The sequence below is a fragment of the Amycolatopsis thermalba genome (genome assembly GCF_023376025.1).
Classification (GTDB): domain Bacteria; phylum Actinomycetota; class Actinomycetes; order Mycobacteriales; family Pseudonocardiaceae; genus Amycolatopsis_E; species Amycolatopsis_E thermalba.
Window position 1 is genome coordinate 4,440,508 of the sequence record NZ_CP091196.1, and the last position, 21,249, is coordinate 4,461,756.

The following is a 21,249-nucleotide window of genomic DNA, read 5'->3' on the forward strand; positions in this document are numbered from 1 at the left end:
CGTTGCGATTGTCGGCCAGTTCCGCGCCTCAGCGGGCGAACTGGTAGTTGATGGACTCGGTGTCCGGATCGGTGAGCGGGCTGCCGTTCCACAGCCAGTCGTAGGACACGTCGGACTCGCCGTCGAACCGGCGCAGCTTCTCGTCGCGCTCGCGCTGCTCGGGACCGTCGGGCAGGTGGTAGAAGCTCATGTTCTGCAGGGACGCGTCCTGGACCATGCCGGCGTGCTTGGCGCGCCGGTCGACGTAGCGGATCAGGGCGCCGTCGATCCCGTCGCGGGTGACGCGTCCCAGCTCCTCGGCGAGCACCGCCGCGTCCTCCATCGCCTGGGACGCGCCCTGGGCCTGGTAGGGCAGCATGGCGTGGCAGGCGTCGCCGAGCAGGGCGACCCGCCCGTCCACCCACACCGGATCGCGCCGGCGCCGATACATGGCCCACACCGACACATCCTCGTCCTTGGCCTTCGACAGCACGGCCGGGACCCGGTCGTCCCAGTCCCGGTACTCCGCCGCGAGCTGCTCGGCGGTCGCCGGGCCGCTCCACTCGCGGGCGATCGTGTCGGTGCACGGCACGATCGCGACCACGTTGAGGTACTGGCCGCCGCGGATCAGGTAGTGCACCAGGTGCTTGTCCGGGCCGTACCAGATCGTGGAGTGGTAGCGGTCGACGAGGAACCGGGTGGCCGGGTCCTGGGCGACCAGGTCCCCGGGGATCAGGGCGCGGTAGGCCATCTCGCCGGAGAACACCAGCGTGTCGTCGAACCCGGCGAGATCGCGGACCGCGGAGCGGATGCCGTCCGCGCCGATCACCACGTCCCCGGTGAACCGGCGGCCGTCGGCGGTGATCGCCGCCGGGCGTTCCGGCTGGGCGCGGTCCAGCTCGACCACCCGCGCGCCGGTCGCCACCTGGACCACCGGCCCGTGGCCGTCCGGGTCCACGCACGCGTCCAGCAGCACCCCGTGCAGGTCGGCGCGGTGGTAGTGCCAGTACGGGGCGCCGTAGGTGTCGGTGACCCGCTGTCCCAGCGGCAGCTGGGCGATGATGCTGCCGTCGGCCCACCGGCGGCGGACCTGGTCCTGCGGCTCGGTGCGCACCCGCTCGAGCTGCGAGCGCAGGCCCAGTCCGATGAGGATCCGGCTGGCGTTGGGCGCGGTCTGGATGCCCGCGCCGATCTCGCCGAGCTGCGGCGCCGCCTCGACCACGGTGACCCGCAGGCCCCGCTGCCGCAGCGACAGTGCCGCGCACAGCCCGCCCAGGCCGCCCCCGACGACCACGACTTCGAACGACTGGCTCGCCGTCACGCCGGCCTCCTCGTCTGGTCTGTGCCCGCGAGCAGCCGCCCGGCCCCCGGCACGCGCGGCGGGAGCCCGAGTTCGGTCAGGATCCGGAACGTGGTCGCGGTGGCCGCCGACAGGACCGGGATCCCGGTCTCGTCCTCGACGGGCTGGATCGACGGCAGCGACGGCATCTGCACGCACGCGGACAGCACCAGGGCGTCCACTCCGGACAGATCGAGTTTGCGGTAGTGCTCGCGCAGGTCGTGCGGGTCCAGCCGGGCCACCGCGAGGTTGTCCGGCACCTCCAGCGACAGCGCGTCCACCACCTCGACCCCGGCGTCCTCGATGTAGTCCGCCACCGCCTTGGTCAGCGGCTTCAGGTACGGGGTGATGATCGCGATCTTCGCGGCGCCCAGCGCCGCGAGGCCGGACAGCAGCGCCCCCGCGCTGGACACGACCGGCGCGGCGCAGCCCTCGGCGCGCAGAACGCGGGTGATGTCGTCCTCGGCCGTGCAGTGGTAGCCGGGTCCCTGGGCCATGATCGCCACCAGGCAGGCGGTGGCGACCACGTCCGGGCGGGCGTCGGCGAGCTCGGCCGCCGCGCGTCCGGCCTGGTCGTTCATCGCGCGCAGCTGCTCCGGGTCGACGTGCTGCATGCGGGCCCGCGCGGAGTGGAAGACGAACGCCTCCCCCGGCTCGGCCTCTTCGCGGGCGCGCAGCATCCGGGGCAGCTCGGTCTCCATGGTGAGGTTCGAGCTGGGGACGATCATCCCGATGTGGTGGTCGGTCATCGCTTCGCCGCCGGGCGCATCTCCGGCACGGTCAGCTCGCCGGCGTCGACGATCAGCTCGTCGTCGAGGTAGAGCGAGTTGCCGCGCATCGGGATGTCGAAGTGGCAGGCGGTGTCGTTCGGGCCGCCCAGCTCGTTGTTCGGGCCGATGGAGAACATCACGTTGCCGTAGAAGCTGCGCAGCTCCATCCCCATCCCGCCGGGGAACTGGGTCAGGCCGTGCCAGTGCGCGCGCTCGTCCAGGCCCCAGCCCACGTGGCTCATCCCGTAGCCGCGGGGGTCGTGGAAGCTTTCGATGTAGGAGCGCAGCAGGTCGGCGTCCAAACCGGACGATCCGGCGCCGCCGCGGATGTCGCGGATGAAGCCCTCCTCGATGGTGATCTCCACCGGGGTCTGCACGTAGGTGTTGAACGGCAGCAGCACGTCCCCGGGCGACAGCACGATCTTGCCGTCCACGCCGTCGTCGGCGCCCCCGGTGAACACGAACGCCGCGGGCCAGTGGTCCCAGCGGCCCGGGGTGTCGGTGTAGCCGTACTCCGACAGCGTCGGGTACACGCCGAGCCGGTAGGTGACGTCGGTGCCGGCCGGGCTGGTGATCCGCATCGTGCTCGCCTTGGCCAGCAGCTCGGCGCCGATCTCCACCCGCTCGCGCAGCTCCTTGGTGGGCATCAGCCGGGCCAGCAGCTCGGGCGGCTCGACGGCGGTGAGGATGCGGGTGCCGGCTTCCTGGATGGCGAACTGCTCCTTGCTGAACAGCAGGAACGTGCAGTCGACGACCATGTCCACGCCCTTGAGCGCGTCCACCGCGCGGGGGATGTTCCCCAGCCCGGAGTCGCCCACCGCCCACGCGCCGGACGCGCTGGCCGGCGAGGGCAGGCGCATGTGGTAGGTCGCGGCGCCCAGCTGCTGGGCGGCCCACAGGAAGGCGTCGGCGTACTCCGCCCGCTCGCCGCCGCGGGTCAGCACCACCACGGTCTCGCCCTCGTGCACGCCCGAGAGCGTCAGCTGGCGCAGGCAGATGTCGTTGAACAGGTTCTGGTCCATCGTTGACCACCTCCGCTATTAATCCGAACACGTATTATCCGGATACGCAAGAGTTTGGGCCGGACTGTCACGGCGGCGCGATCGTCCGGACACGTAGGATCACGGGAAGCCGCGAGAGTGGGAGGGTTTGATGGGTGAGCCAGCGCGGGCAGGCCGGCGCGGCCGGGGGGCTCCGGCCGTCGCACCGGCGCCTCCTCCGGATCTGCTGGCCGCCCCCGGGTACGGCGCCCGCCGCATGTACCAGGCCTACCTCGCCGCGTGGAACCGCCACGTCGACCCGGTGCTGACCGGGCCCCAGTTCGCGGTCCTGTCCGCCGTGCGGGCCTACCCCGGCAGCGACCAGAGTTCCCTGGCCGGCGCGGTCGCCCTGGACACCTCCACGATGGCGGACCTGTGCCGCAGGCTCGAACAGCGCGGCCTCATCCAGCGCGTCGAGTCGCCCCGCGACGCGCGCCGCAAGCTGCTGTCGCTCACCGAGGAGGGCTCGGCGGTGCTGACGGAGGTCAACCGCCGGGCCCGCCGCCTGGACAAGGCGCTGCTCGGCTCGGATTCGGGCGACGTCGACGTCGCGGGGCTGCTGAACACCCTGGGCGCGCGCTGGGAAGCCGTCGCGGCGCTCGACGAACTGGACTGATTTCCGTTGAAACCGCGGTCGTACCGCGGGCAGGATGCCGGGCGTGGATCTGCTCGCGGTGCTGCCCGCCTTCGCCCTGGCCGTGGTCCTGATCTCGGCCTCGCCGGGGCCGGCGATGGCCTTGATCCTGCGCCGGGCGGCGGTGCGGGGGTTCCGCGGCGCGGTGCCGACCGTGCTCGGTCTCGAAGCCGGTCTGTACGTGTGGGCGTTGTCCGCCGCGGCGGGGCTGGCGGCACTGGTCGCCGCGTCGGAGGTCGCGTTCCTCGTGCTGCGGGTCGCCGGCGCGGCGTTCCTGATCCACCTGGGGATCAAGGCGTGGCGGTCGGCCTGGCGCCCGGCCGCACCTGCCGACGAGCCGCCCGCGGCGCCGGCCACGGGCTGGGCCGCCGCGTTCGGCGAAGGCCTGCTCGTCATGCTGGCGAACCCGAAGGCGGCCGCGTTCATGATCGCGTTCTACCCGCAGTTCGTGCCCGAGGGCCGGCCGTTGTTCGGCACGACGGCGCTGCTCGCCGTGTTCCAGGTGGCCCTGGAAACCGTCCTGTACCTGAGCCTGGCGGCGGCGGTCGGGCGGGCCGGCGGGTGGTTCCGCCGGTCCGCCGTCCGCCGCAGGCTCGACGCGATCAGCGGCACCGTGCTGGTCGCACTCGGCGTGCGGATGGCCGTGGACGGCCGGTGATGGCGCGGCCGGTCAGAGCGCCCGGCCGAGGGCTTCGGTCAGGGCGACCGGGGTGATCACGAGGTGGTCGAAGCGCCAGCCGTGCGCGGTGCGGCGCGCCCGGTAGTGGTGGACTCCGGCCGCGACGGCCTCGGTCTTGTCGTCGAGGACGAACACGGCGATGTCGTGGGCCCGCACCGTGGCGGTGTCGCCGTCGACGTCGATGACGAGGTTGGCCTTGCTGTGCAGGGTGCGGACGTAGGTGTCGTGCCCCGAGCGGGCGAGTTCGACGAGGGCTTCGATGCCGCGCGCCTCCCCGCGCAGGGAGGTGACGACGACGTCCTCGGTGAACAGCCGGCCGGTCTCGTCGTAGCGGCCTTCGTCGAGCCACACGCTGTGGCGGGCGACCAGCTCGGCGAGCTCGGCGCGGTCGGCCAGCGCGCGGATCGGCGTCTCTGTCATGGCGGTCTCCTCAGGACGTCAGGGCGGTCAGGAAGAAGGCCCGGACGTCCTCGGCGAAGAGGTCCGGCACCTCCATGGCGGCGAAGTGGCCACCGCGCTCGAACTCCGACCAGTGCCGGATGTCGTACAGCCGCTCGGCCAGCGGCCGCACCGACTGGGTGATGTCGTGCGGGAGCACGGCCACGCCGACCGGCACCCGGCACGGCAGGTACTGCCCCCGCGGGGCGTCGTGGTGCAGCCGCGCCGAGGAGGCCGCGGTCGCGGTCAGCCAGTACAGCGAGACGTTGGTGAGCAACCGGTCGTCGCTGATCCGCGAGTCCGGGTCGGTCCAGTGCGCGAACCGCTCGGCGATCCAGACCAGCTGCCCGACCGGCGAGTCGGTCAGCGCGTAGCCGATGGTCTGCGGGGTCGCGGCCTGCAGGGCCTGGTACGGCGGGCGGTTCGCCATCAGCTGCCTGACCTTGTCCAGCCGGGCCTCGTCCGTTTCGGACAGTTCGACGCCGGCATCGGGGTCCGGCCGGGTCGGCAGGTAGTTGATGTGCACGCCGACCACCTGTTCGGGCGCCACCGAGCCGAGCGCCAGGGAGATGCCGGCGCCGAAGTCGCCGCCTTGCGCGCCGTACCGCTCGTACCCGAGGCGGCACATCAGCTCGGCCCACGCCCGCGCGATCCGCTCGGCGCTCCAGCCGCCCTCGTGGGTCGGCCCGGAGAAGCCGTAGCCCGGAATGGACGGGATCACCAGGTGGAAGTCGCGCGACAGCGGCTCGATCACGTCCAGGAACTCCAGGAACGAGCCGGGCCAGCCGTGGGTGAGGACCAGCGCGAGCGCGTCCGGTCTGGCCGACCGGACGTGCACGAAGTGGATGCTCTGGCCGTCGATCTCGGTGGTGAAGTGCGGCAGCTCGTTGAGCTCGGCTTCGTGCTTTCGCCAGTCGTAGCCGCTGCGCCAGTGGCCGGCCAGTGCCCGCAGGCGTGCCAGCGGGAAGCCGTAGTCCCAGCCGGCGCCGGCGACCTCGTTGGGCCAGCGGGTGCGGGCGAGCCGGTCGTTCAGGTCGTCGAGGTCGGCCTGGGGGATGTCGATGCGGAACGGTTCGATCATGGTGCCCAGCTCCCGGTTGTCCATTCGGCTACCTAACGTTAGCCACTCTATCGTTTGCTGGCCTAACGCTATCACACTCATTGGTGGGCCGAACGAATTTTTTCCCTGACCGGTGGTTGCGCCCCCACTCGGCGTGGTAGTCCTCCTCCCGAGGAGGGCGGACATGGTGGAGCGGGCCGAGGTGGTCGTGGCCGGCGCGGGTCCGGCCGGGCTCGCCGCGGCCCGGATCCTGCAGGGCGCCGGGCTGCACGTGCTGGTCTGCGAGGCCGGGGACGACATCGGCGGCCGGGTGCGCACCGACGTGATCGACGGGTTCCGCCTGGACCGCGGGTTCCAGGTGCTGCTGCCCGCCTACCCGGCCGTGCGGGAGCTGTCCGGCCTCGCCGACCTGCGGTTGCAGTACTTCACGCGAGGGGTGATCGCGGACGGGCAGGCGCTGGCCCCGCCGTGGCGGCACCGCCGCGCGGTGCGGGACCTGCTCGCCTGCACCGCCGGCCGGCCACGCGACGTGGCCGCGCTGCTGACGATGTCGGCACGGGACGTGCTCGCCCCCGCCCGCCGGCTCGAAGCCGGTGCCGATTCGAGCATCGCCGAGGACCTCGCCCGGCGCGGCGTCGGCGACCGGACGGTCGACGAGGTGCTGCGGCCGTTCCTCGCCGGGGTGTTCCTGGACCGTCCCTTGAGGACGTCCGCGCGGGCGTTCCACCTGGTGTGGCGGAGCTTCCTGCGCGGCGGCGCGGCGCTGCCCGCGTCCGGGATGGGCGCGCTGCCGCACCTGCTCGCCCGCGATCTCGTGCCCGGCACCGTCCGATGTGGAGTCCGCGTCACCGGGATCACCGGCGAAGGCGTCACGACCGACCGCGGCGAGGTGCTCGCGCGGGCGGTGGTGGTGGCCGCGGCGGACGGCCTGCTCGGCGTCCCGGAGCCGGAGTGGCACGCGGTGACCACCTACTACTACGGCACGAGCGGCCACCCGCCGTCCCGGCAGCCGACCCTGCGCACCGACAGCGGTGACCTGCTGGTCAACACCGCGGTGATCAGCGCCGTCGCGCCGGGGTACGCGCCGCCGGGCCAGACGCTGGTCGCCGCGTCGGTGCCGGAACGCTGCGACACCGGCAACGAGCTGGAGCCGCACGTGCGGACCACGCTCGCGCGGATGTACGACACCACGACCACGGACTGGGAGCGGGTCGAGACCTACGCGATCGCGCGGGCGCTGCCGGTCATGCCGGCCGGCCACCCGCTACGGCAGCCGGTCCGGCTCGCCCCGGGCCGCTACGTGTGCGGGGACCACCGCGACACCAGCTCCATCCAGGGCGCGCTGGTGTCCGGCCGCCGCGCGGCGACGGCCGTGCTGGCGGATCTGCGCTCCCGGCCGTGACCGCTGCCCGGCGACGATCGCGGCCAGGGCCAGGGCGAAGCCGGTCAGCTGAACCGGTCCGAGCGTCTGCCCGAGCACGACGACCCCGAGCAGCGCGGCGACCATCGGCGACAGCAGGCCGAGCACGGCGACCGAGGTGACCGGCAGCGTCGTGATCCCGCGGAACCACAGCACGTACGCCAGCAGCCCGCCGGCGAGCCCGAGCCACAGGTAACCGAGCACCGCGGGGACATCGACCGCGGGCGGGGCGCCCTCGACCAGGAACGTGACCGGCACCAGGAACAGCCCGCCCGCGGTCAGCTGCCACGCCGCGAACGCGGTCGGGCCGGCCTCGGCGGGACGGCCCCACTTCTTGGTGAGCGTGACGCCGAGCGCCATGGTCGCCGCGCCGCCCAGCCCGGCCAGCACGCCGGCCACGCCGAATCCGGCCGCCGGGCCGAGCACGACCAGGCCCACCCCCACGACACCGGTCACGCCCCAGGCGAACCGCCACGCCGACGGGCTTTCCTTCAGGACCGCGACCGCGAGCACGGCCACGATCAGCGGCTGGGTGGCGCCCAGGGTCGCCGCGACGCCGCCGGGCAGCCGTTCGGCGGCGACGAACAGCAGCGGGAAGAACAGGCCGATGTTGAGCACGCCGAGCACGGCGGCCTTCCACCACCAGGCCCCGCGCGGCAGGGTCCGCGTGGCGGCGAGGGCGATCAGGCCCGCAGGCAGGGCCCAAAGCAGGCCCGCGAACAACGGGTGGGCGGGCGGCAGGAGTTCGGTGGTGACCACGTAGGTCGATCCCCAGACCACGGGCGCGAAGGCGGCCAGTGCGGTGTCGCGAAGTCTCACCCGGCCAGTCTCGGTCGCCTTGATCCATGAGTCCAACACATGTTCGTCACCTGACCGATCGTGCGGCACGATAGATCGGTGGAACTCCAGCAAATGCGCTACGTCGTCGCGGTGGCCGAGACCGGCAGCTTCACCCGGGCGGCGCAGCGATGTCTCGTCGTGCAGTCGGCGCTCAGCCACCAGGTCGCCCGCCTGGAGCGGGAGCTGGGGGCGCGGTTGTTCGACCGCACCAGCCGGCGGGTGCGGCTGACCGCGGCGGGCGCGGCGTTCCTGCCCGCGGCGCGGCAGTGCCTGGACTTCGCCGAGCGGGCGGCGGCGGAGGTGGCGGCCGCGGTCGGCGAGGTGCGGGGCCGGCTGAGCGTCGGGGTGATCCCCACGGTCGCGGCGGTCGACCTGCCGGACGCGCTGCGAGTGTTCCGGCAGCGCTACCCGCAGGTGCGGGTCCGGCTGCGGATGGCGGCGAGCCACGAGCTGGTCGAGCAGGTCCGGGAAGGGGCGCTGGACCTGGCCTTCCTCGGGTTGCCGGTCACCACGCGGCCCGAGGGCGTGCGGGGACACGAACTGGCGCGCGACCGGCTCGTCGCGGTGGTCGCGCCCGGGCACGCCCTGGCGGGGCGGGCGGAGGTCGACCTGCGGACGCTCGCGGCGGAGCAGTTCGTGGACTTCACGGCGGGCGCGCCGGGCCGCGCCCAGTCCGACCAGGCCTTCGCGGCGGCGGGGGTGCAGCGCGAGGTGGCGTTCGAGGTCACCACGGCCGAGCTGATGGCCGGGCTGATCCGGGCGGGCCTCGGGGTGGCGATGCTGCCGTCGACGTACGCGCCGCACCTGTCCGGCGTGGCGACGGTCCCGGTCACCGACGCGCCCGGGCGGATCGAGCACCTGGTCTGGAGCACAGCGGGCCTCACCCCGGCGGCGGCCGCGTTCCTGGAGGTGCTCGGCGTGCCGGCCGGGTAGGGCGGTCCGCGGGCGGACATCCCGCCGCCGCAGGGTGGGGAGCCTGCCACACCGTGGCCGGGGATCGGCGTTCGGTGTGGTTTCCGTTGGCGCTGCTGCGTTTCCCGCCGATCCGCTGGTGCAGACCCGGTACGGCTACGCCCCTACCAGCCGGAGCGACAGGCGGGGTTCCGCACCACGACGCTGGCGGTGCTCGGCGTCGTCGCAGGGGTGCGCCCTCGGCGTGCTCCTCTCCCGCCCGGCTTAACCACGCCACCTCCGGGGTACACCCGATCGAGTGACGAGGAGGTACCCGGATGACGAGCAACGCGACAGGCGCCGGTCTGGCGGCACGGGTCAGGGGACGCTCCGCGGCGCAGGCCGCCGGACGCGCCGGCATGGTCTGCTGGGGGCTGGTGCACCTGGTCGTCGCCTACCTGGCGGTCCGCGTCGCGGCCGGGGACAGCGGCAAGGAGGCCGACCAGAAGGGCGCGCTGCAGGAAGTCGGGTCCACCCCCGCCGGACAAGTGATGCTGTGGGTGCTCGCCATCGGGCTGGTCGCGTTCGGGGGGTGGCAGTTCCTGATGGCCGCCCGCGGCTACACCTGGGTGCCCCGGCGCGGCAAGCGGGTGCGCAAGCGCATCGGCTCCGGGGCACGGGGCGTGGTGGTGCTCGCCCTGGCCTACACCGCGATCCGGCTCGCCACCGGCAGCGGCTCCGCGCACGGCAACCAGCCGCAGCAGGAGTTCACCGCCCGCCTGCTCCGGCTGCCCGCCGGGCAGGCGCTGGTGGCGGTCGCCGGGGCGGCGGTGATCGCGGTCGGCGTCGCGGCGGCGGTGAAGGGGATCAAACGCAGCTTCCTCGACGACCTGAACACCCCGAAACTGCCCGCGGGCAGCACGAAGTGGGTCGAGTGGCTCGGCTCCGCGGGGTACGTCGCCAAGGGCGTGGTGTACGCGATCATCGGCGGGCTGCTCGGCTACGCCGCGCTGCGGTCGGACGCCGGCCAGGCGGGCGGGGTCGACAAGGCGCTGCGCACGCTCGCCGCCCAGCCCTACGGCGTCGTGCTGCTGGTGGTCGTCGCGGCCGGGCTGGCGGCGTTCGGCATCTACTGCTTCGCCGCGGCGCGCGCGCACAAGAGCTGAGGCTTCTGGCTAAGCTGACGCCCGTGACCATCTGGACGGACGTCATCAACTACGTACGCATCCGGTACGAGGTGCTGGAGGAGAGCGAGCACTGGCTGCGCTTCCGGCTGGACACCGACGGCGGCCGCAGCCAGCAGGTCACCGTGCACCACCTGCCCGACCTCGACGGCGCCGAATGGGCCGAGATCTCCTCGGCCGTGGGCTGGGCCGACAAGATCGACCTGCGCCGCCTGCTCGAGCTGGCCGGCGGCTCGTCGATCGGGGGCGCCGCGGTCGTGGACGGGGTCGCGCTGATCAAGCACACCGTGCCGCTGACGTCACTGCACCTGCGGGAGGAGTTCGAGCGGCCGCTGCTGTCGGTCGTCGCGCAGGCGGACGCGTTCGAAAAGGAACTCTCCAGCGGCGACGAGTTCTAGCCTCCGGTGATCTCGGCGGCCGTGCGGCAGCCCGCGGTCGCCAGGTCCAGGTTCGCCAGCGACGCCAGGTGCACGGCCTCGTCCGCGGCCGCCACGCAGTCGCTCACCGGGTGGACGACGAATCCGAGATCGGTGGCGTGCCGGGCGGTCTGCTCGACGGTCAGGTTGGTGGCGACGCCGGTGACGTACAGCGTGGTGACGCCGGCGTCGCCGAGGCGGGCGGCGAGGTCGTTGCCGGCGAGCCCGGAGAGTTTCTGGTTGTCGGTCACGTGTTCGGCGAGGTGCGTCATCTCGGGGATGATCCGGGTGCCCGGGGCGCCGGGCCGGAACTGCTCCTGCGCGTCGCCGACGGCCCGCATGAACGCGGTGTTGCGCACGAGCCGGCCCTCGTCCTCGGGGATCGTGAAGCGGGTGAAGTAGACCGGAATCCCGGCGGCGGCGGCCCACTCGTGGAACCGGACCGCGCGGCCGACGACGCCGCTGCGCTCGACGGGCGCGGCGAGCATACCGCCGAAGAAGCCCTCCGGCTTGATGACGTTGACCTGCCAGTGCAGGGCGAGCACGGCGGCGTGTTCCATGGTCATCCCCGCAGCCTAGCGGCGGCCTACAGTGGGGACACCAGGTTCCGCGAGGAAAGGAGCCGGCGATGGCCGTCCAGCTCAACCACACGATCGTCGAGGCGCGGGACCGGGCGGAGACCGCCGAGTACCTGACCGGCGTCCTCGGCCTGCCCGGCCCGGTCCCCTACGGCCCGTTCCTCGTGGTGCGGCCGACAACGGGGTCTCGCTCGACGTGCTCCAGGTCGACGGGCCCGTGCACCCGCAGCACTACGCCTTCCTGGTCAGCGACGCCGAGTTCGGCGAGATCTTCGAGCGCATCACCAGTCGCGGCCTGCCGTACTGGGCGGACCCGTTCCAGAAGGAGCCGGGGCGGATCAACCACCACGACGGTGGCCGCGGCGTGTACTGGAACGACCCGAACGGGCACCGGCTGGAAATCATCACCAAGCCCTACGGGGGCTAGAGCGGCGGCGTTCGCCCTGGCTGGTCTGCGACGATGGCGCCATGGACGAGGAAGCCATTCCCATTCTGCGCGTGGCGGCCGCCGCGGCGGCGGTCGCGTGGTACGAGCGGCTGGGCTTCACCAAGCAGTGGGAACACCGCTTCGAACCGGGACTGCCCGCGTTCGTCGAGGTCGCGCGGGGCGGCGTGCGGTTGTTCTTGTCCGAGCACACGGGAGACGCCCGCCCCGGCACGCTGGTCTACCTCCGCGTCCGTGACGTGGAGGCCGTCGCCGCCGAGTTCGGCGTGCCGGTGACGGACGCTCCGTGGGCGCGTGAGGTCGAGCTGCGCGACCCCGACGGCAACCGGCTCCGGGTCGGCACGCCGACGGAATGACGCGCCGGCGGCGACGCGGTGCCGGTGGCCGAGAAGGACGGCCGGCGCCGGACGCGGCGTCCTAGAGCAGTTCGGTGCGGCAGCCGAGCCGCTCCCCCAGCTCGGCGAGCAGCGCGCGCAGCGGATCCGGGCCCCGGTGCCCGCGCGCGACGGTGACGGGCACGAGCCGCCCGGCGAGCCCGGTCGCCACGTTGTAGATGCGGTAGACGACCCGGGCCCCGGCGGCGTGCTCGTGCACCTCGACGCGCCCGCACCACCACCACTGCCCGCGTGCCTCGATCCACCCCTGCGCCGCGTCCTTGCGCACCCGCAATGGCGTGGCGGAGGCCGAGAACGCGGTGCTCAGCACGAGGTCCCGCACCTGCGGCAGGGGCGCGTGCACCAGACCCTGGTGCACGCCGAGCAATCTCATGCGGCCCCCTGGTGAACGGCGGATCACGTGATCCGGCCCCGCGGGACGATCACGGACACCACGTTAGCACTCACGACCCGGCTACGGAACGGGTGGCTCCGGCGGCTGGGCGGACGCGGCGTCCGGCGAACGGGCGAGGTGGGCACGCCGGCTCCACCGTGCGTACACAGTGGACGGACCGTTCCCGAGCCCTGCTAACCACACGGGCGTCCGTCCGAAGTGGACGGGCGCCCGTCGTCGTCAGTAGCCGCGGTAGCCGCTGCCCTTCCGGATGGACTTCAGCCCGGGGTGGCCGTCGAAACCGCCGTAGCGGCTGATCGTGTAGCGCACCCCGGCGATGATGTTGTCCACCGGGTTGAAGATGTCGTCGTGGCCGGGCAGCTTGTGCGCGTTGAAGGTCGAGTCGATGCACTGCATCAGCCCCTTGGAGGGGTGACCGGCGCGCCAGTTGCTGTCCCAGCGGTTGACGGCGTTCGGGTTGCCGCTCGACTCCTTGTCGATGATCGTGCGGATGGCCTGCACGTCGCCGCCGTCGACCGGCACGCCCTGCGCCCGCATGACGCGGATGGCCTCGTTGATCCAGCCCGCGATCGGGTCGCCGGTGGTGTCGAACACCTCCGGCGCGGGCGGCGGGGCCGGAGCCGGTTCCGCGACCGGGGTTTCCACGGCGACCGGCTCGGGTGCCGCGACCTCGATGGCGGCGGGGATGTCCAGCACCGGCGCCGGGGTGGTGACCACCCACGTCGACGGCGGCCCGAGAACCGGGACGGCGGCCACGGTGCCGGCGACCGGGGTCGCACCGGCGGCGGGCGCCGGCGGGGCGGCCTCGCCGCTGCCGCTCGCCATCGCGAGCGGGCTGGCGGAGCCGGCCACGGACATCATGAGCAGGCTCGCCGAAACGGACGTGCGCGCGCCGATCCGGCCGAGGTTCTTCGGTTTGGCTGCGTGCCGCGGGCGGTACCTGTCCGGGGAAAACAGGGCCGCCTTCCGGGGAGCACGGTTGTTGAAATTATGGCTTCCCATGAACGGGAGGTCTCCTTGCTTGACGTTCAGCCACGCCGACCCTGTCGGGGGCCAGGCCGGCGGGAGCCACACGAGACGGAACGGGGGATTTCCGGTCTCCGCGAGGCCTCGGCCAGATTACGAACACGCAACGGAGATATCACCAAACGGTGACTGACCACACAGTTTGAGGGGGTGGCGTGCGATCTTGCGGACCGGCTGTTCCCGCAGCTCTAACAGCGTTTCTACCGCTGGGTAATAGCACTGCTACTGCCTCCCGCGCGGGCCGATTCGCGGGCCCCGCGAGGTTACGGGCGAAGCAAGGGATCTTCACCCCTCGCGCCCAGCCTCACACCGCCACGCTCCCCCCGGTGATCACCGATCAGCGCCGCAATCCATCACCCGCCCGCGTGTTCGAATAGCACCGATCACTTTCTTTCGTGACCCGTCCAGCCTTCCTCAACCAGTCGATTGACAACCTGGGGACGGGTGCTCTACTGTCGTCCGCAACCAAGTAGTTGAGGAAGCAGGGTGGACGAGACGACCGAGCGGCTCAACCGCGTGTTCGCGGCCCTGGCCGACCCGACCCGGCGCGACCTGGTCGCCCGGCTGGCCGCCGCGGACGCGACCGTCGGCGAGCTGGCCGAGCCGTACGACATGAGCCTCCAGGCGGTCTCCAAGCACGTGAAGGTGCTCGAGGAGGCCGGCCTGGTGACCCGCAGCCGGATCGCCCAGCGGCGGCCCGTCCACCTCGACGCGGAGGTGCTCGACCTGATGACGAAGTGGATCGAGCGCTACCGCCGCCAGGCCGAGGAGCGGTACCGGCGCCTGGACGCCGTGCTGTCCCGCCTGACCGGCGACACCGGCCAGACCCAGGAGGACGCATCATGACCACGCCCAGCAGGAAACCCGGATCGTGGCGGCCGAGAAGGTGCCGACCATCGAGATCATCCGCGAGTTCGACGCACCACCCGAGCAGGTGTTCCGCGCCCACGTCGACCGCGACCTCTACGCGCGGTGGGTCGGGCCGCGCTCGCTGACCACGAGGATCACCAGGTGGGACGCCCGCACCGGCGGCGAATGGGCCTTCGCCAACGACCGGGACGGCACCGAGATCGCCTCGTTCTACGGCAGCTTCCACGAGGTGCGCCCGCACGAGCGGATCGTGTGGACCTTCACCTACGAAGGCGAACCCGACGGGGTCGCGCTGGAGACGCTCACCTTCGAGGCGCTCGGCGGCGGCCGGACCCGGCTGCGGGTGCTGAGCGTGGTCGAGGACTTCGAAACCCGCGACGGCATACTGTCCAGCGGCATGGACGTCGGCGTCCGCGAGGGCTACGAGAAGCTCGACGAGCTGCTGGCCGGGGGAGCCTGAGATGACCCCGGCCCAGCAGCACGCACACGACGCGGCCCGCTTCACCGAACTGGTCGAGTCCGCCTCCCCCGGTGACTGGGCCCGCCCCAGCCCGGTTCCGGAGTGGACGGCGCTGGACATCGTCAAACACCTCGTCGAGTGGTCCCGGGCGTTCCTGCGCGGCGCCGGGATCGACCTCCCGGCCCTGGACGTCGACGCCGGGCCGGCCGCCGCCTGGAAGCAGCACGTCACCGACATCCAGGCCATCCTCGACCACCCCGGCGGACGGGTGCACAGCAACCCGCACACCGGCGACAAGCCCGTCGACGAGGCGATCGACCAGTTCTACACCGCCGACGTGTGGATGCACACCTGGGACCTGGCCAAGGCACTCGGCCGCGAACCCGACCTCGGCCAGGACCGCTGCGCCACCGTGCTCGCCGCGATGCGGCCGATCGAACACCTCCTGCGCGACAGCGGCCACTACGGCCCCGCGGTCCCCGTCCCCGCCGACGCGTCCCCGCAGGACCAGCTGATGGCCTTCATCGGCCGCGACCCGGCCTGGCGCCCCTGACCAGGTCCTTCTCGCTCCACACTCGCTCAGCCATGAGCTCCCTTCCTAGATCGAGAGCCCAGACTGTCAACAACCTCCGTCAGTTTCAGACCTAGCGGCGGCCGCGGAAGGTGCGCCTCAGGTCCGCCACCCAGGCGTCCGGCACCTCCCAGGGGATGAAGTGCCCGCCGGCGTCGTGGGCGGTCAGGTTGACGTGGTTGTACCAGGCGGCGCGGTCGCTGTCCAAGAAGTGCCGGACCCGGTCCCCGGTGCTGACGCCGGGCGGGTTCTCGTAGCCGACGAAGGTGATGCCCGTGGGCGCCTCGACCACCGGCCGGCGGTCGTGCGAGGGGGTCCACGGGTAGCGGTTGTTGTTGGCGTAGGTGCGGATCGACGTGCCGATCGAGTTCGTCACCCAGAAGATCATCGCGTGGGTGAGCAGATCGTCCTTGCTGAACACCGACTCGATGTCGCCGCCGTTGTCGCTCCAGTTCACCCACCGTTCGAGGATCCAGGCGAGCATCCCGGCCGGCGAGTCGGTCAGCCCGTAGGCCAGCGTGCTCGGGTGCAGCATGTGCGCGGCGAGGTGCACGGCGAACCGCCGGTCCAGCGCGACCAGTCCGGAGTGGACATCGGCGGGCAGCCCGGCGGGAAAGGGCTTTCCGCCGCCGAAGGCCCACGCCCGGTCGCCGGTGAACAGGTCGAGCCGCAAGCCGGATCCGATGTGGATGGCGTACAGCTCGCCGGCGTACTTGTGGCCGAGCTGCCCGGTGACCAGCGCCCCGACGTCACAACCCGCGGCGGCATACCTGTCGTAGCCGAGGACGCCGGTCATCAGCGTGTGCCACAGGTCGGCGACCTTCCAGAAGTTCATGTCCGGGTGGCGCGGCAGCGGCGAGGAGAACCCGAAACCGGGGAACGACGGGACGATCACGTCGAACGCCTCGGCCGGGTCGCCGCCGTGCGCGCCGGGATCGGCCAGCGGGCCGACGACCTTGGACCAGTGCCAGAACGTCCACGGCCAGCCGTGGGTGAGGATCAGCGGCACCGGATCGGGCCCCACCCCGGGTTTGCGCATGAAGTGCACCGGCACGCCGTCGACATCGACCCGGTAGTGCTCGTAGGCGTTGATCGCGGCTTCGGCGCGGCGCCAGTCGTATCCGGTGCGCCAGTAGCCGACGAGCTCGCGCAGGTAGTCGCGGTTCACGCCGTAGAACCAGTCCTCGTTGCCGACGTCGTCGGGCCAGCGGGTCAGCTCCAGGCGCCGATGGAGGTCGTCGAGCACCTCCTCGGGCACGTGGATCGGCTCCGGCACCAGCGGGAAGTCAGTCATCGTCCACTCCTGCGGTCACTGCACCGTTCGTCCCTGATCGAGTTCGACCAGGCGGGCCAGGGCGGGCAGCGCCGCCGCGATGGCCGTGCGCTCCGCCGGGGTGAGCCGGCCGGCGAGTTCGGCGAGCCGCGCCTGGCGCTCGGCCCGTCGTCCGTCCACGACCGCCGCCCCCGCCTCGGTGATCCGCACCAGGACCCCGCGGCCGTCCGACGGGTCCGGCTCGCGCCGCACCAGCCCGTCGCGCTCCAGCTTGGTCACGATCTGGGTGATCGCCGACTGCGTGACCTGTTCGCTGGCCGTCAGCTCGGTGAGTCGCCGCGGGCCGCGGCGGGCCAGCGTGTGGAGCACGGACAGCGTCGTGAAGCTCCGCCGCTGCCCGGCCGGGAGCCGGATGGCCATCCGGGTGAAGTCCTCGAACACGGCGGTCAGCTCGGCGACGCTCAGTTCGGCAGGCACCGGCGAAGTGTATCAGTAACTCAATTAGTTTCCGATGTTCTTTACGGCCGCCAGCGGCGGTGCGCGGTCCCCGGCTCCCCGCGGCGGATCAGCTCCAGCCTGGGCTTGGGGCCTTCGGTGCGGCCGGTCTGCGGGCGCCGGGACCCCGGCCGCCACGGCAGCGGCCACTCCGCCCCGGGACCGGAATACCCCTGCTCCGCGGCGGCGCGCAGCGTCCAGTTCGGGTCGTACAGGTGCGCGCGGCCCAGCAGGCACAGGTCCGCGCGGCCGGCGAGCAGGATCGAGTTGACGTCGTCGTAGGAGGAGATGACGCCGACCGCCATGGTCGCGATGCCGGTTTCGTTGCGGATGCGGTCGGCGAAGGGCGTCTGGTAGGACCGGCCGAACGCGGGCTTCTCGGCGGGATCCACCTGGCCGGTGGACACGTCGATGACGTCCGCCCCGGCCGCGGCGAACGCGCGGGCGATCTCCACCGAATCCTCGGCGGTGATGCCGTCGTCGCACCAGTCCGTGGCCGAGATCCGGACACTCATCGGCCGGTCCGCCGGCCACACCCGCCGCATCGCCCGGAACACCTCGAGCGGGAACCGCAGCCGCGCCTCCAGCGACCCGCCGTAGCCGTCGGTGCGGTGGTTGGTCAGCGGTGAGATGAACGACGACAACAGGTAGCCGTGCGCGCAGTGCAGTTCGAGCAGGTCGAACCCGGCGTCGGCGGCCCGCGCCGCGGCGTCGGTGAACTGGCGCCGGATCACGGCGAGGTCGTCCGGATCGAGTTCGCGCGGCACCTGGTTCACGCCCTCCCGGTAGGGCAGGGGCGACGGGGCGACGACCGGCCAGTTGCCCTCCGGCAGCGGCTGGTCGATGCCCTCCCACATCAGCCGGGTGGAGCCCTTGCGCCCCGAGTGCCCGATCTGGATGCCGATCTTCGCGGTGCTCTCGGCGTGCACGAACTCGGTGATCCGCCGCCACGCCCGCGCCTGCTCGTCGGTGTAGATCCCGGTGCAGCCCGGGGTGATCCGGCCGATGTCGGACACACACACCATCTCGGTCATCACCAGGCCCGCGCCGCCGAGCGCCTTGCCGCCGAGGTGCACCAGGTGGAAGTCGCCGGGCATCCCGTCGCAGGCCCGGTACATGTCCATCGGGGACACCACCACGCGGTTGCGCAGCTCCAGCCCGCGCAGCCGGAACGGCTGGAACATCGGCGGCCGCATGCTGCCGTCGCCGTGGCCGCGCCGCTGCTCGTGCCCGGCGAACCAGCGGTCGGCGCGGTCGACGAACCCGGGGTCGCGGACGCGGAGGTTGTCGTAGGTGACGCGACGGCTGCGGGTCATGATGTTGAACGCGAACTGCACCGGCTCCTGGTGCACGTACTGGCCCAGGTTCTCGAACCACTCCAGGCTGGCCTGCGCCGCGCGCTGGGTCGACTCGACCACCGGCTTGCGCTCCGCCTCGTAGGCGATCAGCGCCCGCTCCACGTCCGGCTGCTCGTGCAGGGACGCGGCGAGCGCGAGCGCGTCCTCCATCGCGAGCTTGGTGCCCGAGCCGATCGAGAAGTGCGCGGTGTGCGCGGCGTCCCCGAGCAGGATGACGTTGCCGTGGCGCCACCGCTGGTTGCGCACCGTGGTGAAGGTGATCCACCGGGAGTTGTTCGCCAGCAGCCGGGCGCCGCCCAGCACGCCGGCGAACAGCTCCCGCACCAGCTCGATCGACTTCTCGTCGGACTCCCCCGGCGCGAACTCGCGGTCGGCGAAGGCGGCGAACCCGGCCCGCTGCCACACCTGTTCGGCCATCTCCACGATGAAGGTGCTGCCGTGCGCGTCGAACGGGTAGCCGTGGATCTGCATGACCCCGTACGGCGTCTGTTCGATGTAGAACTTGAACGCGTCGAACACCTTGTCCGTGCCCAGCCACATGTAGCGGCACGAGCGGTCGTCCAGGGACGGGCCGAACACGCCCGCGTGGCGGGCGCGCACCGCCGAGTTCACCCCGTCCGCGGCGACGACGAGGTCGTACTCGGCCGCGAGCCGGTCGGCGTCCGGGGCGGGCGTGGCGAAGTGCAGCCGCACGCCCAGCCCGGCGCACCGCTGCTGCAGGATCTGCAGCAGCCGTTTGCGGCTCATCGCGGCGAACCCGTGGCCGCCGCTGGTGAGCACCTGGCCGCGGAAGTGCACGTCGATGTCGTCCCAGCGGGCGAATTCCCGCGCCATCTGCCGGTAGACCTGCTCGTCGGCGTGCTCGATGCCCCCGAGTGTCTCGTCCGAGAACACCACGCCGAACCCGAACGTGTCGTCGGCGGCGTTGCGTTCCCACACGTCGATCTCGTCGCCCGGGCCCAGCTGTTTGGCCAGCGCCGCGAAGTACAGACCGCCCGGCCCGCCGCCGATCACCGCGATCCGCATCACCGCTCCCCCGCGTGATCGCGCTCGCGAAGCTTGTAGCGCTGCAGCTTTCCGGTGTTGCTGCGCGGAAGATCGGAGACGAACTCGACCGCGCGCGGATACTTGTACGGCGCGATCCGCGCCTTCACGAAGTTCTGCAACTCGGACACCAGGGCCTGGTCCGCCTCGACGCCGGGCGACGGGACGACGAAGGCCTTGACGAGCTGGCCGCGTTCGGGGTCGGGCACGCCGACCACACCGCACTCGAGGACGGCCTCGTGCGCGAGCAGGGCCTCCTCGACCTCCGGCCCGGCGATGTTGTAGCCGGAGGAGACGATCATGTCGTCGTTGCGGGCCACGAAGTAGAGGTAGCCGTCCTCGTCGGCGACGAAGGTGTCGCCGGTGATGTTCCAGCCGTCCTGGACGTAGGCGGCCTGGCGGTCGTCGGCCAGGTACCGGCAGCCGGTCGGCCCCTTCACCGCCAGCCGCCCCGGCGTCCCCGGCGGCAGCGGCTTGCCGTCTTCGCCGAGCACGGCCGCCCGGTATCCGGGCACGGCGCGGCCGGTGGCGCCGGGCCGGATGTCGTCGTCGGCGGCGGAGACGAAGATGTGCAGCATCTCGGTCGCGCCGATGCCGTCGATCAGGCGCAGGCCGGTCGCCTCGTGCACCGCGCGCCACGTCGCCTCCGGCAGGTGCTCCCCCGCCGACACCGCCCGCCGCAGCTTGCCCAGCGCGCGGACCCGGTTCGAGCGGAGCATGGCGCGGTAGGCGGTGGGGGCGGTGAAGCACACGGAGACGTCGTGGGCCTCGATGGCGTCGGCCAGCTCGTCCGGGGTCGCCTTCTCGATCAGGAGCGTGGCCGCGCCGGCGCGCAGCGGGAACACCAGCAGGCCGCCGAGACCGAAGGTGAACGCCAGCGGCGGGGTGCCGGTGAAGACGTCGTCCGGGCGCGGCCGCAGGACGTGCCGGGAGAAGGTGTCGGTGATCGCCAGGACGTCCCGGTGGAAGTGCATGGTCGCCTTCGGCCGCCCCGTGGTGCCCGACGTGAACGCCAGCAGCGCGACGTCGTCGGCCGCGGTGTCGACCGCGGTGAACCCGCCCGGCGCCGCCCGCGCGCGGGCCATCAGGTCGTCCGGATCGCCTCCGCCGTACCGGACCACCGGCGCGCCGGCCAGGTCGGCCGCCACGAGTTCGCCGTCGAACCGCGCGTCGCACAGCGCGAGGTTGACCGCGGCGATCCGGGCGATCGCGGTCAGCTCCCCGGCCCGCAGCAGGGGCATCGTCGCCACCGCGACGGCGCCGGCCTTCATCACCGCGAGCCAGCAGGCGGCCAGCGCCGGGGTGTTCGGGCCGCGCAGCAGGACCCGCTGCCCGGGAACCACGCCGAGCTGTTCGGTGAGCACCCAGGCGAGGCGATCGACCCGGTCCCGCAACTGGCCGTAGGTCCAGGTTTCGCCGTCCGGGGTGAGCAGGCACGGGCGGTCCGGCCCGAGCCGCTCGATGACCGCGTCGAGGAGTTCGACGCCGCAGTTGAGCCGCGGCGGATACCGCAGCTCGGGCAGTTCCTCCAGGAACTCCGGCCAGGAGTGCCGGGGCGGCAGGTTGTCCCGGCAGAACGTGTCGGCGTGCGCGGAACCCGGGAAGGTCATGCCCCAATCATTCTCTTTTCGTGACGGTAGTCAAGACGGC

General features: G+C 72.4%; 22 protein-coding genes and 2 pseudogenes. 11 read left to right on the forward strand and 13 right to left on the reverse strand.

Features of this window, described 5'->3' with window-relative positions:
- Positions 1–28: 28 nt before the first annotated feature.
- Genes L1857_RS21450 through L1857_RS21460 form a run of 3 tightly spaced genes read right to left on the reverse strand, consistent with a single transcriptional unit; the run spans position 29 to position 3,110 of the window.
- Positions 29–1,300 carry an FAD-dependent oxidoreductase gene (locus L1857_RS21450; protein WP_249466082.1) on the reverse strand — a complete coding sequence of 424 codons (1,272 nt, stop codon included), beginning with the start codon at positions 1,298–1,300 and terminating at the stop codon, positions 29–31.
- Complete coding sequence (locus tag L1857_RS21455) at positions 1,297–2,067, reverse strand: maleate cis-trans isomerase family protein (protein WP_116109692.1); 771 nt, start codon at positions 2,065–2,067, stop codon at positions 1,297–1,299. The genes L1857_RS21450 and L1857_RS21455 overlap by 4 nt, the downstream gene beginning before the upstream one ends.
- Complete coding sequence (locus tag L1857_RS21460) at positions 2,064–3,110, reverse strand: 2,5-dihydroxypyridine 5,6-dioxygenase NicX family protein (RefSeq protein ID WP_094002717.1); 1,047 nt, start codon at positions 3,108–3,110, stop codon at positions 2,064–2,066. The genes L1857_RS21455 and L1857_RS21460 overlap by 4 nt, the downstream gene beginning before the upstream one ends.
- 130 nt (positions 3,111–3,240) lie before the next feature.
- Here L1857_RS21460 and L1857_RS21465 point away from each other — a divergent pair, with 130 nt between their 5' ends.
- Both L1857_RS21465 and L1857_RS21470 read left to right on the forward strand, forming a co-directional pair.
- Positions 3,241–3,744, forward strand: a complete 504-nt coding sequence (locus tag L1857_RS21465) for a MarR family winged helix-turn-helix transcriptional regulator (RefSeq protein ID WP_116109694.1) — start codon at positions 3,241–3,243, stop codon at positions 3,742–3,744.
- 34 nt (positions 3,745–3,778) lie between these two features.
- The gene (locus L1857_RS21470) at positions 3,779–4,420 is read left to right on the forward strand and encodes a LysE family translocator (RefSeq protein WP_240323076.1); all 642 of its coding nucleotides are present in this window, start codon (positions 3,779–3,781) and stop codon (positions 4,418–4,420) included.
- 12 nt (positions 4,421–4,432) lie between these two features.
- Here L1857_RS21470 and L1857_RS21475 read toward each other — a convergent pair whose 3' ends face one another.
- Entirely contained in the window at positions 4,433–4,861 is a 429-nt protein-coding gene (locus tag L1857_RS21475; protein WP_094002714.1) for a nuclear transport factor 2 family protein, read from the reverse strand.
- A 10-nt stretch (positions 4,862–4,871) separates the two neighbouring features.
- Entirely contained in the window at positions 4,872–5,960 is a 1,089-nt protein-coding gene (locus L1857_RS21480; protein ID WP_116109743.1) for an epoxide hydrolase family protein, read from the reverse strand.
- A 163-nt stretch (positions 5,961–6,123) separates the two neighbouring features.
- On the opposite strand from L1857_RS21480, the pseudogene L1857_RS21485 reads away from it, so the two are divergent.
- Positions 6,124–7,257: pseudogene (locus tag L1857_RS21485) on the forward strand (FAD-dependent oxidoreductase); the annotation flags it as partial.
- On the opposite strand, the gene L1857_RS21490 reads toward L1857_RS21485, so the two are convergent.
- The gene (locus tag L1857_RS21490) at positions 7,204–8,178 is read right to left on the reverse strand and encodes an EamA family transporter (RefSeq protein ID WP_346009473.1); all 975 of its coding nucleotides are present in this window, start codon (positions 8,176–8,178) and stop codon (positions 7,204–7,206) included. The pseudogene L1857_RS21485 and the gene L1857_RS21490 sit on opposite strands and share 54 nt — an antisense overlap.
- A gap of 78 nt (positions 8,179–8,256) precedes the next feature.
- Between L1857_RS21490 and L1857_RS21495 the strand changes: the two genes are divergently transcribed.
- From L1857_RS21495 to L1857_RS21505, 3 genes are all read left to right on the forward strand, one after another.
- Entirely contained in the window at positions 8,257–9,132 is an 876-nt protein-coding gene (locus tag L1857_RS21495; RefSeq protein ID WP_116109697.1) for a LysR family transcriptional regulator, read from the forward strand.
- Between the two features lie 377 nt (positions 9,133–9,509).
- Positions 9,510–10,256 (forward strand): DUF1206 domain-containing protein, encoded by a 747-nt coding sequence (locus L1857_RS21500; protein ID WP_116109744.1) that lies wholly within the window; start codon positions 9,510–9,512, stop codon positions 10,254–10,256.
- A gap of 23 nt (positions 10,257–10,279) precedes the next feature.
- Positions 10,280–10,672 carry a hypothetical protein gene (locus L1857_RS21505; protein WP_116109698.1) on the forward strand — a complete coding sequence of 131 codons (393 nt, stop codon included), beginning with the start codon at positions 10,280–10,282 and terminating at the stop codon, positions 10,670–10,672.
- Here the strand turns inward: L1857_RS21505 and L1857_RS21510 are convergent.
- The gene (locus L1857_RS21510; protein ID WP_116109699.1) at positions 10,669–11,256 is read right to left on the reverse strand and encodes a cysteine hydrolase family protein; all 588 of its coding nucleotides are present in this window, start codon (positions 11,254–11,256) and stop codon (positions 10,669–10,671) included. The two genes, L1857_RS21505 and L1857_RS21510, sit on opposite strands and share 4 nt — an antisense overlap.
- A gap of 62 nt (positions 11,257–11,318) precedes the next feature.
- Here L1857_RS21510 and L1857_RS21515 point away from each other — a divergent pair.
- Positions 11,319–11,695: pseudogene (locus L1857_RS21515) on the forward strand (VOC family protein).
- A 41-nt stretch (positions 11,696–11,736) separates the two neighbouring features.
- On the forward strand, positions 11,737–12,069 hold the full coding sequence (locus L1857_RS21520) for a glyoxalase superfamily protein (RefSeq protein ID WP_116109700.1): 333 nt from the start codon (positions 11,737–11,739) through the stop codon (positions 12,067–12,069).
- 61 nt (positions 12,070–12,130) lie between these two features.
- Here L1857_RS21520 and L1857_RS21525 read toward each other — a convergent pair whose 3' ends face one another.
- Both L1857_RS21525 and L1857_RS21530 read right to left on the reverse strand, forming a co-directional pair.
- The gene (locus L1857_RS21525) at positions 12,131–12,481 is read right to left on the reverse strand and encodes a hypothetical protein (protein WP_162830968.1); all 351 of its coding nucleotides are present in this window, start codon (positions 12,479–12,481) and stop codon (positions 12,131–12,133) included.
- A 240-nt stretch (positions 12,482–12,721) separates the two neighbouring features.
- Positions 12,722–13,504: a lytic transglycosylase domain-containing protein gene (locus L1857_RS21530; RefSeq protein ID WP_240323077.1), complete on the reverse strand. Its 783-nt coding sequence runs from the start codon at positions 13,502–13,504 to the stop codon at positions 12,722–12,724.
- A gap of 510 nt (positions 13,505–14,014) precedes the next feature.
- On the opposite strand from L1857_RS21530, the gene L1857_RS21535 reads away from it, so the two are divergent.
- From L1857_RS21535 to L1857_RS21545, 3 genes are read left to right on the forward strand one after another with little or no spacing between them, the layout of a single operon-like run.
- Positions 14,015–14,374, forward strand: coding sequence for an ArsR/SmtB family transcription factor (locus L1857_RS21535; protein WP_094002705.1), 360 nt, complete (start codon positions 14,015–14,017; stop codon positions 14,372–14,374).
- A 25-nt stretch (positions 14,375–14,399) separates the two neighbouring features.
- Positions 14,400–14,858 carry an SRPBCC family protein gene (locus L1857_RS21540; RefSeq protein WP_240323078.1) on the forward strand — a complete coding sequence of 153 codons (459 nt, stop codon included), beginning with the start codon at positions 14,400–14,402 and terminating at the stop codon, positions 14,856–14,858.
- A 1-nt stretch (position 14,859) separates the two neighbouring features.
- On the forward strand, positions 14,860–15,411 hold the full coding sequence (locus tag L1857_RS21545; protein ID WP_116109705.1) for a maleylpyruvate isomerase family mycothiol-dependent enzyme: 552 nt from the start codon (positions 14,860–14,862) through the stop codon (positions 15,409–15,411).
- A gap of 91 nt (positions 15,412–15,502) precedes the next feature.
- Here the strand turns inward: L1857_RS21545 and L1857_RS21550 are convergent, their stop codons facing one another.
- The 4 genes from L1857_RS21550 to L1857_RS21565 are packed head-to-tail and all read right to left on the reverse strand — an operon-like array spanning position 15,503 to position 21,209.
- Complete coding sequence (locus L1857_RS21550; protein ID WP_116109706.1) at positions 15,503–16,723, reverse strand: epoxide hydrolase family protein; 1,221 nt, start codon at positions 16,721–16,723, stop codon at positions 15,503–15,505.
- A gap of 15 nt (positions 16,724–16,738) precedes the next feature.
- The gene (locus L1857_RS21555; RefSeq protein ID WP_198958079.1) at positions 16,739–17,179 is read right to left on the reverse strand and encodes a MarR family transcriptional regulator; all 441 of its coding nucleotides are present in this window, start codon (positions 17,177–17,179) and stop codon (positions 16,739–16,741) included.
- A 41-nt stretch (positions 17,180–17,220) separates the two neighbouring features.
- Positions 17,221–19,581, reverse strand: coding sequence for a bifunctional salicylyl-CoA 5-hydroxylase/oxidoreductase (locus L1857_RS21560; RefSeq protein ID WP_116109707.1), 2,361 nt, complete (start codon positions 19,579–19,581; stop codon positions 17,221–17,223).
- The gene (locus tag L1857_RS21565; protein WP_116109708.1) at positions 19,581–21,209 is read right to left on the reverse strand and encodes an AMP-binding protein; all 1,629 of its coding nucleotides are present in this window, start codon (positions 21,207–21,209) and stop codon (positions 19,581–19,583) included. The genes L1857_RS21560 and L1857_RS21565 overlap by 1 nt, the downstream gene beginning before the upstream one ends.
- Positions 21,210–21,249: the final 40 nt, after the last annotated feature.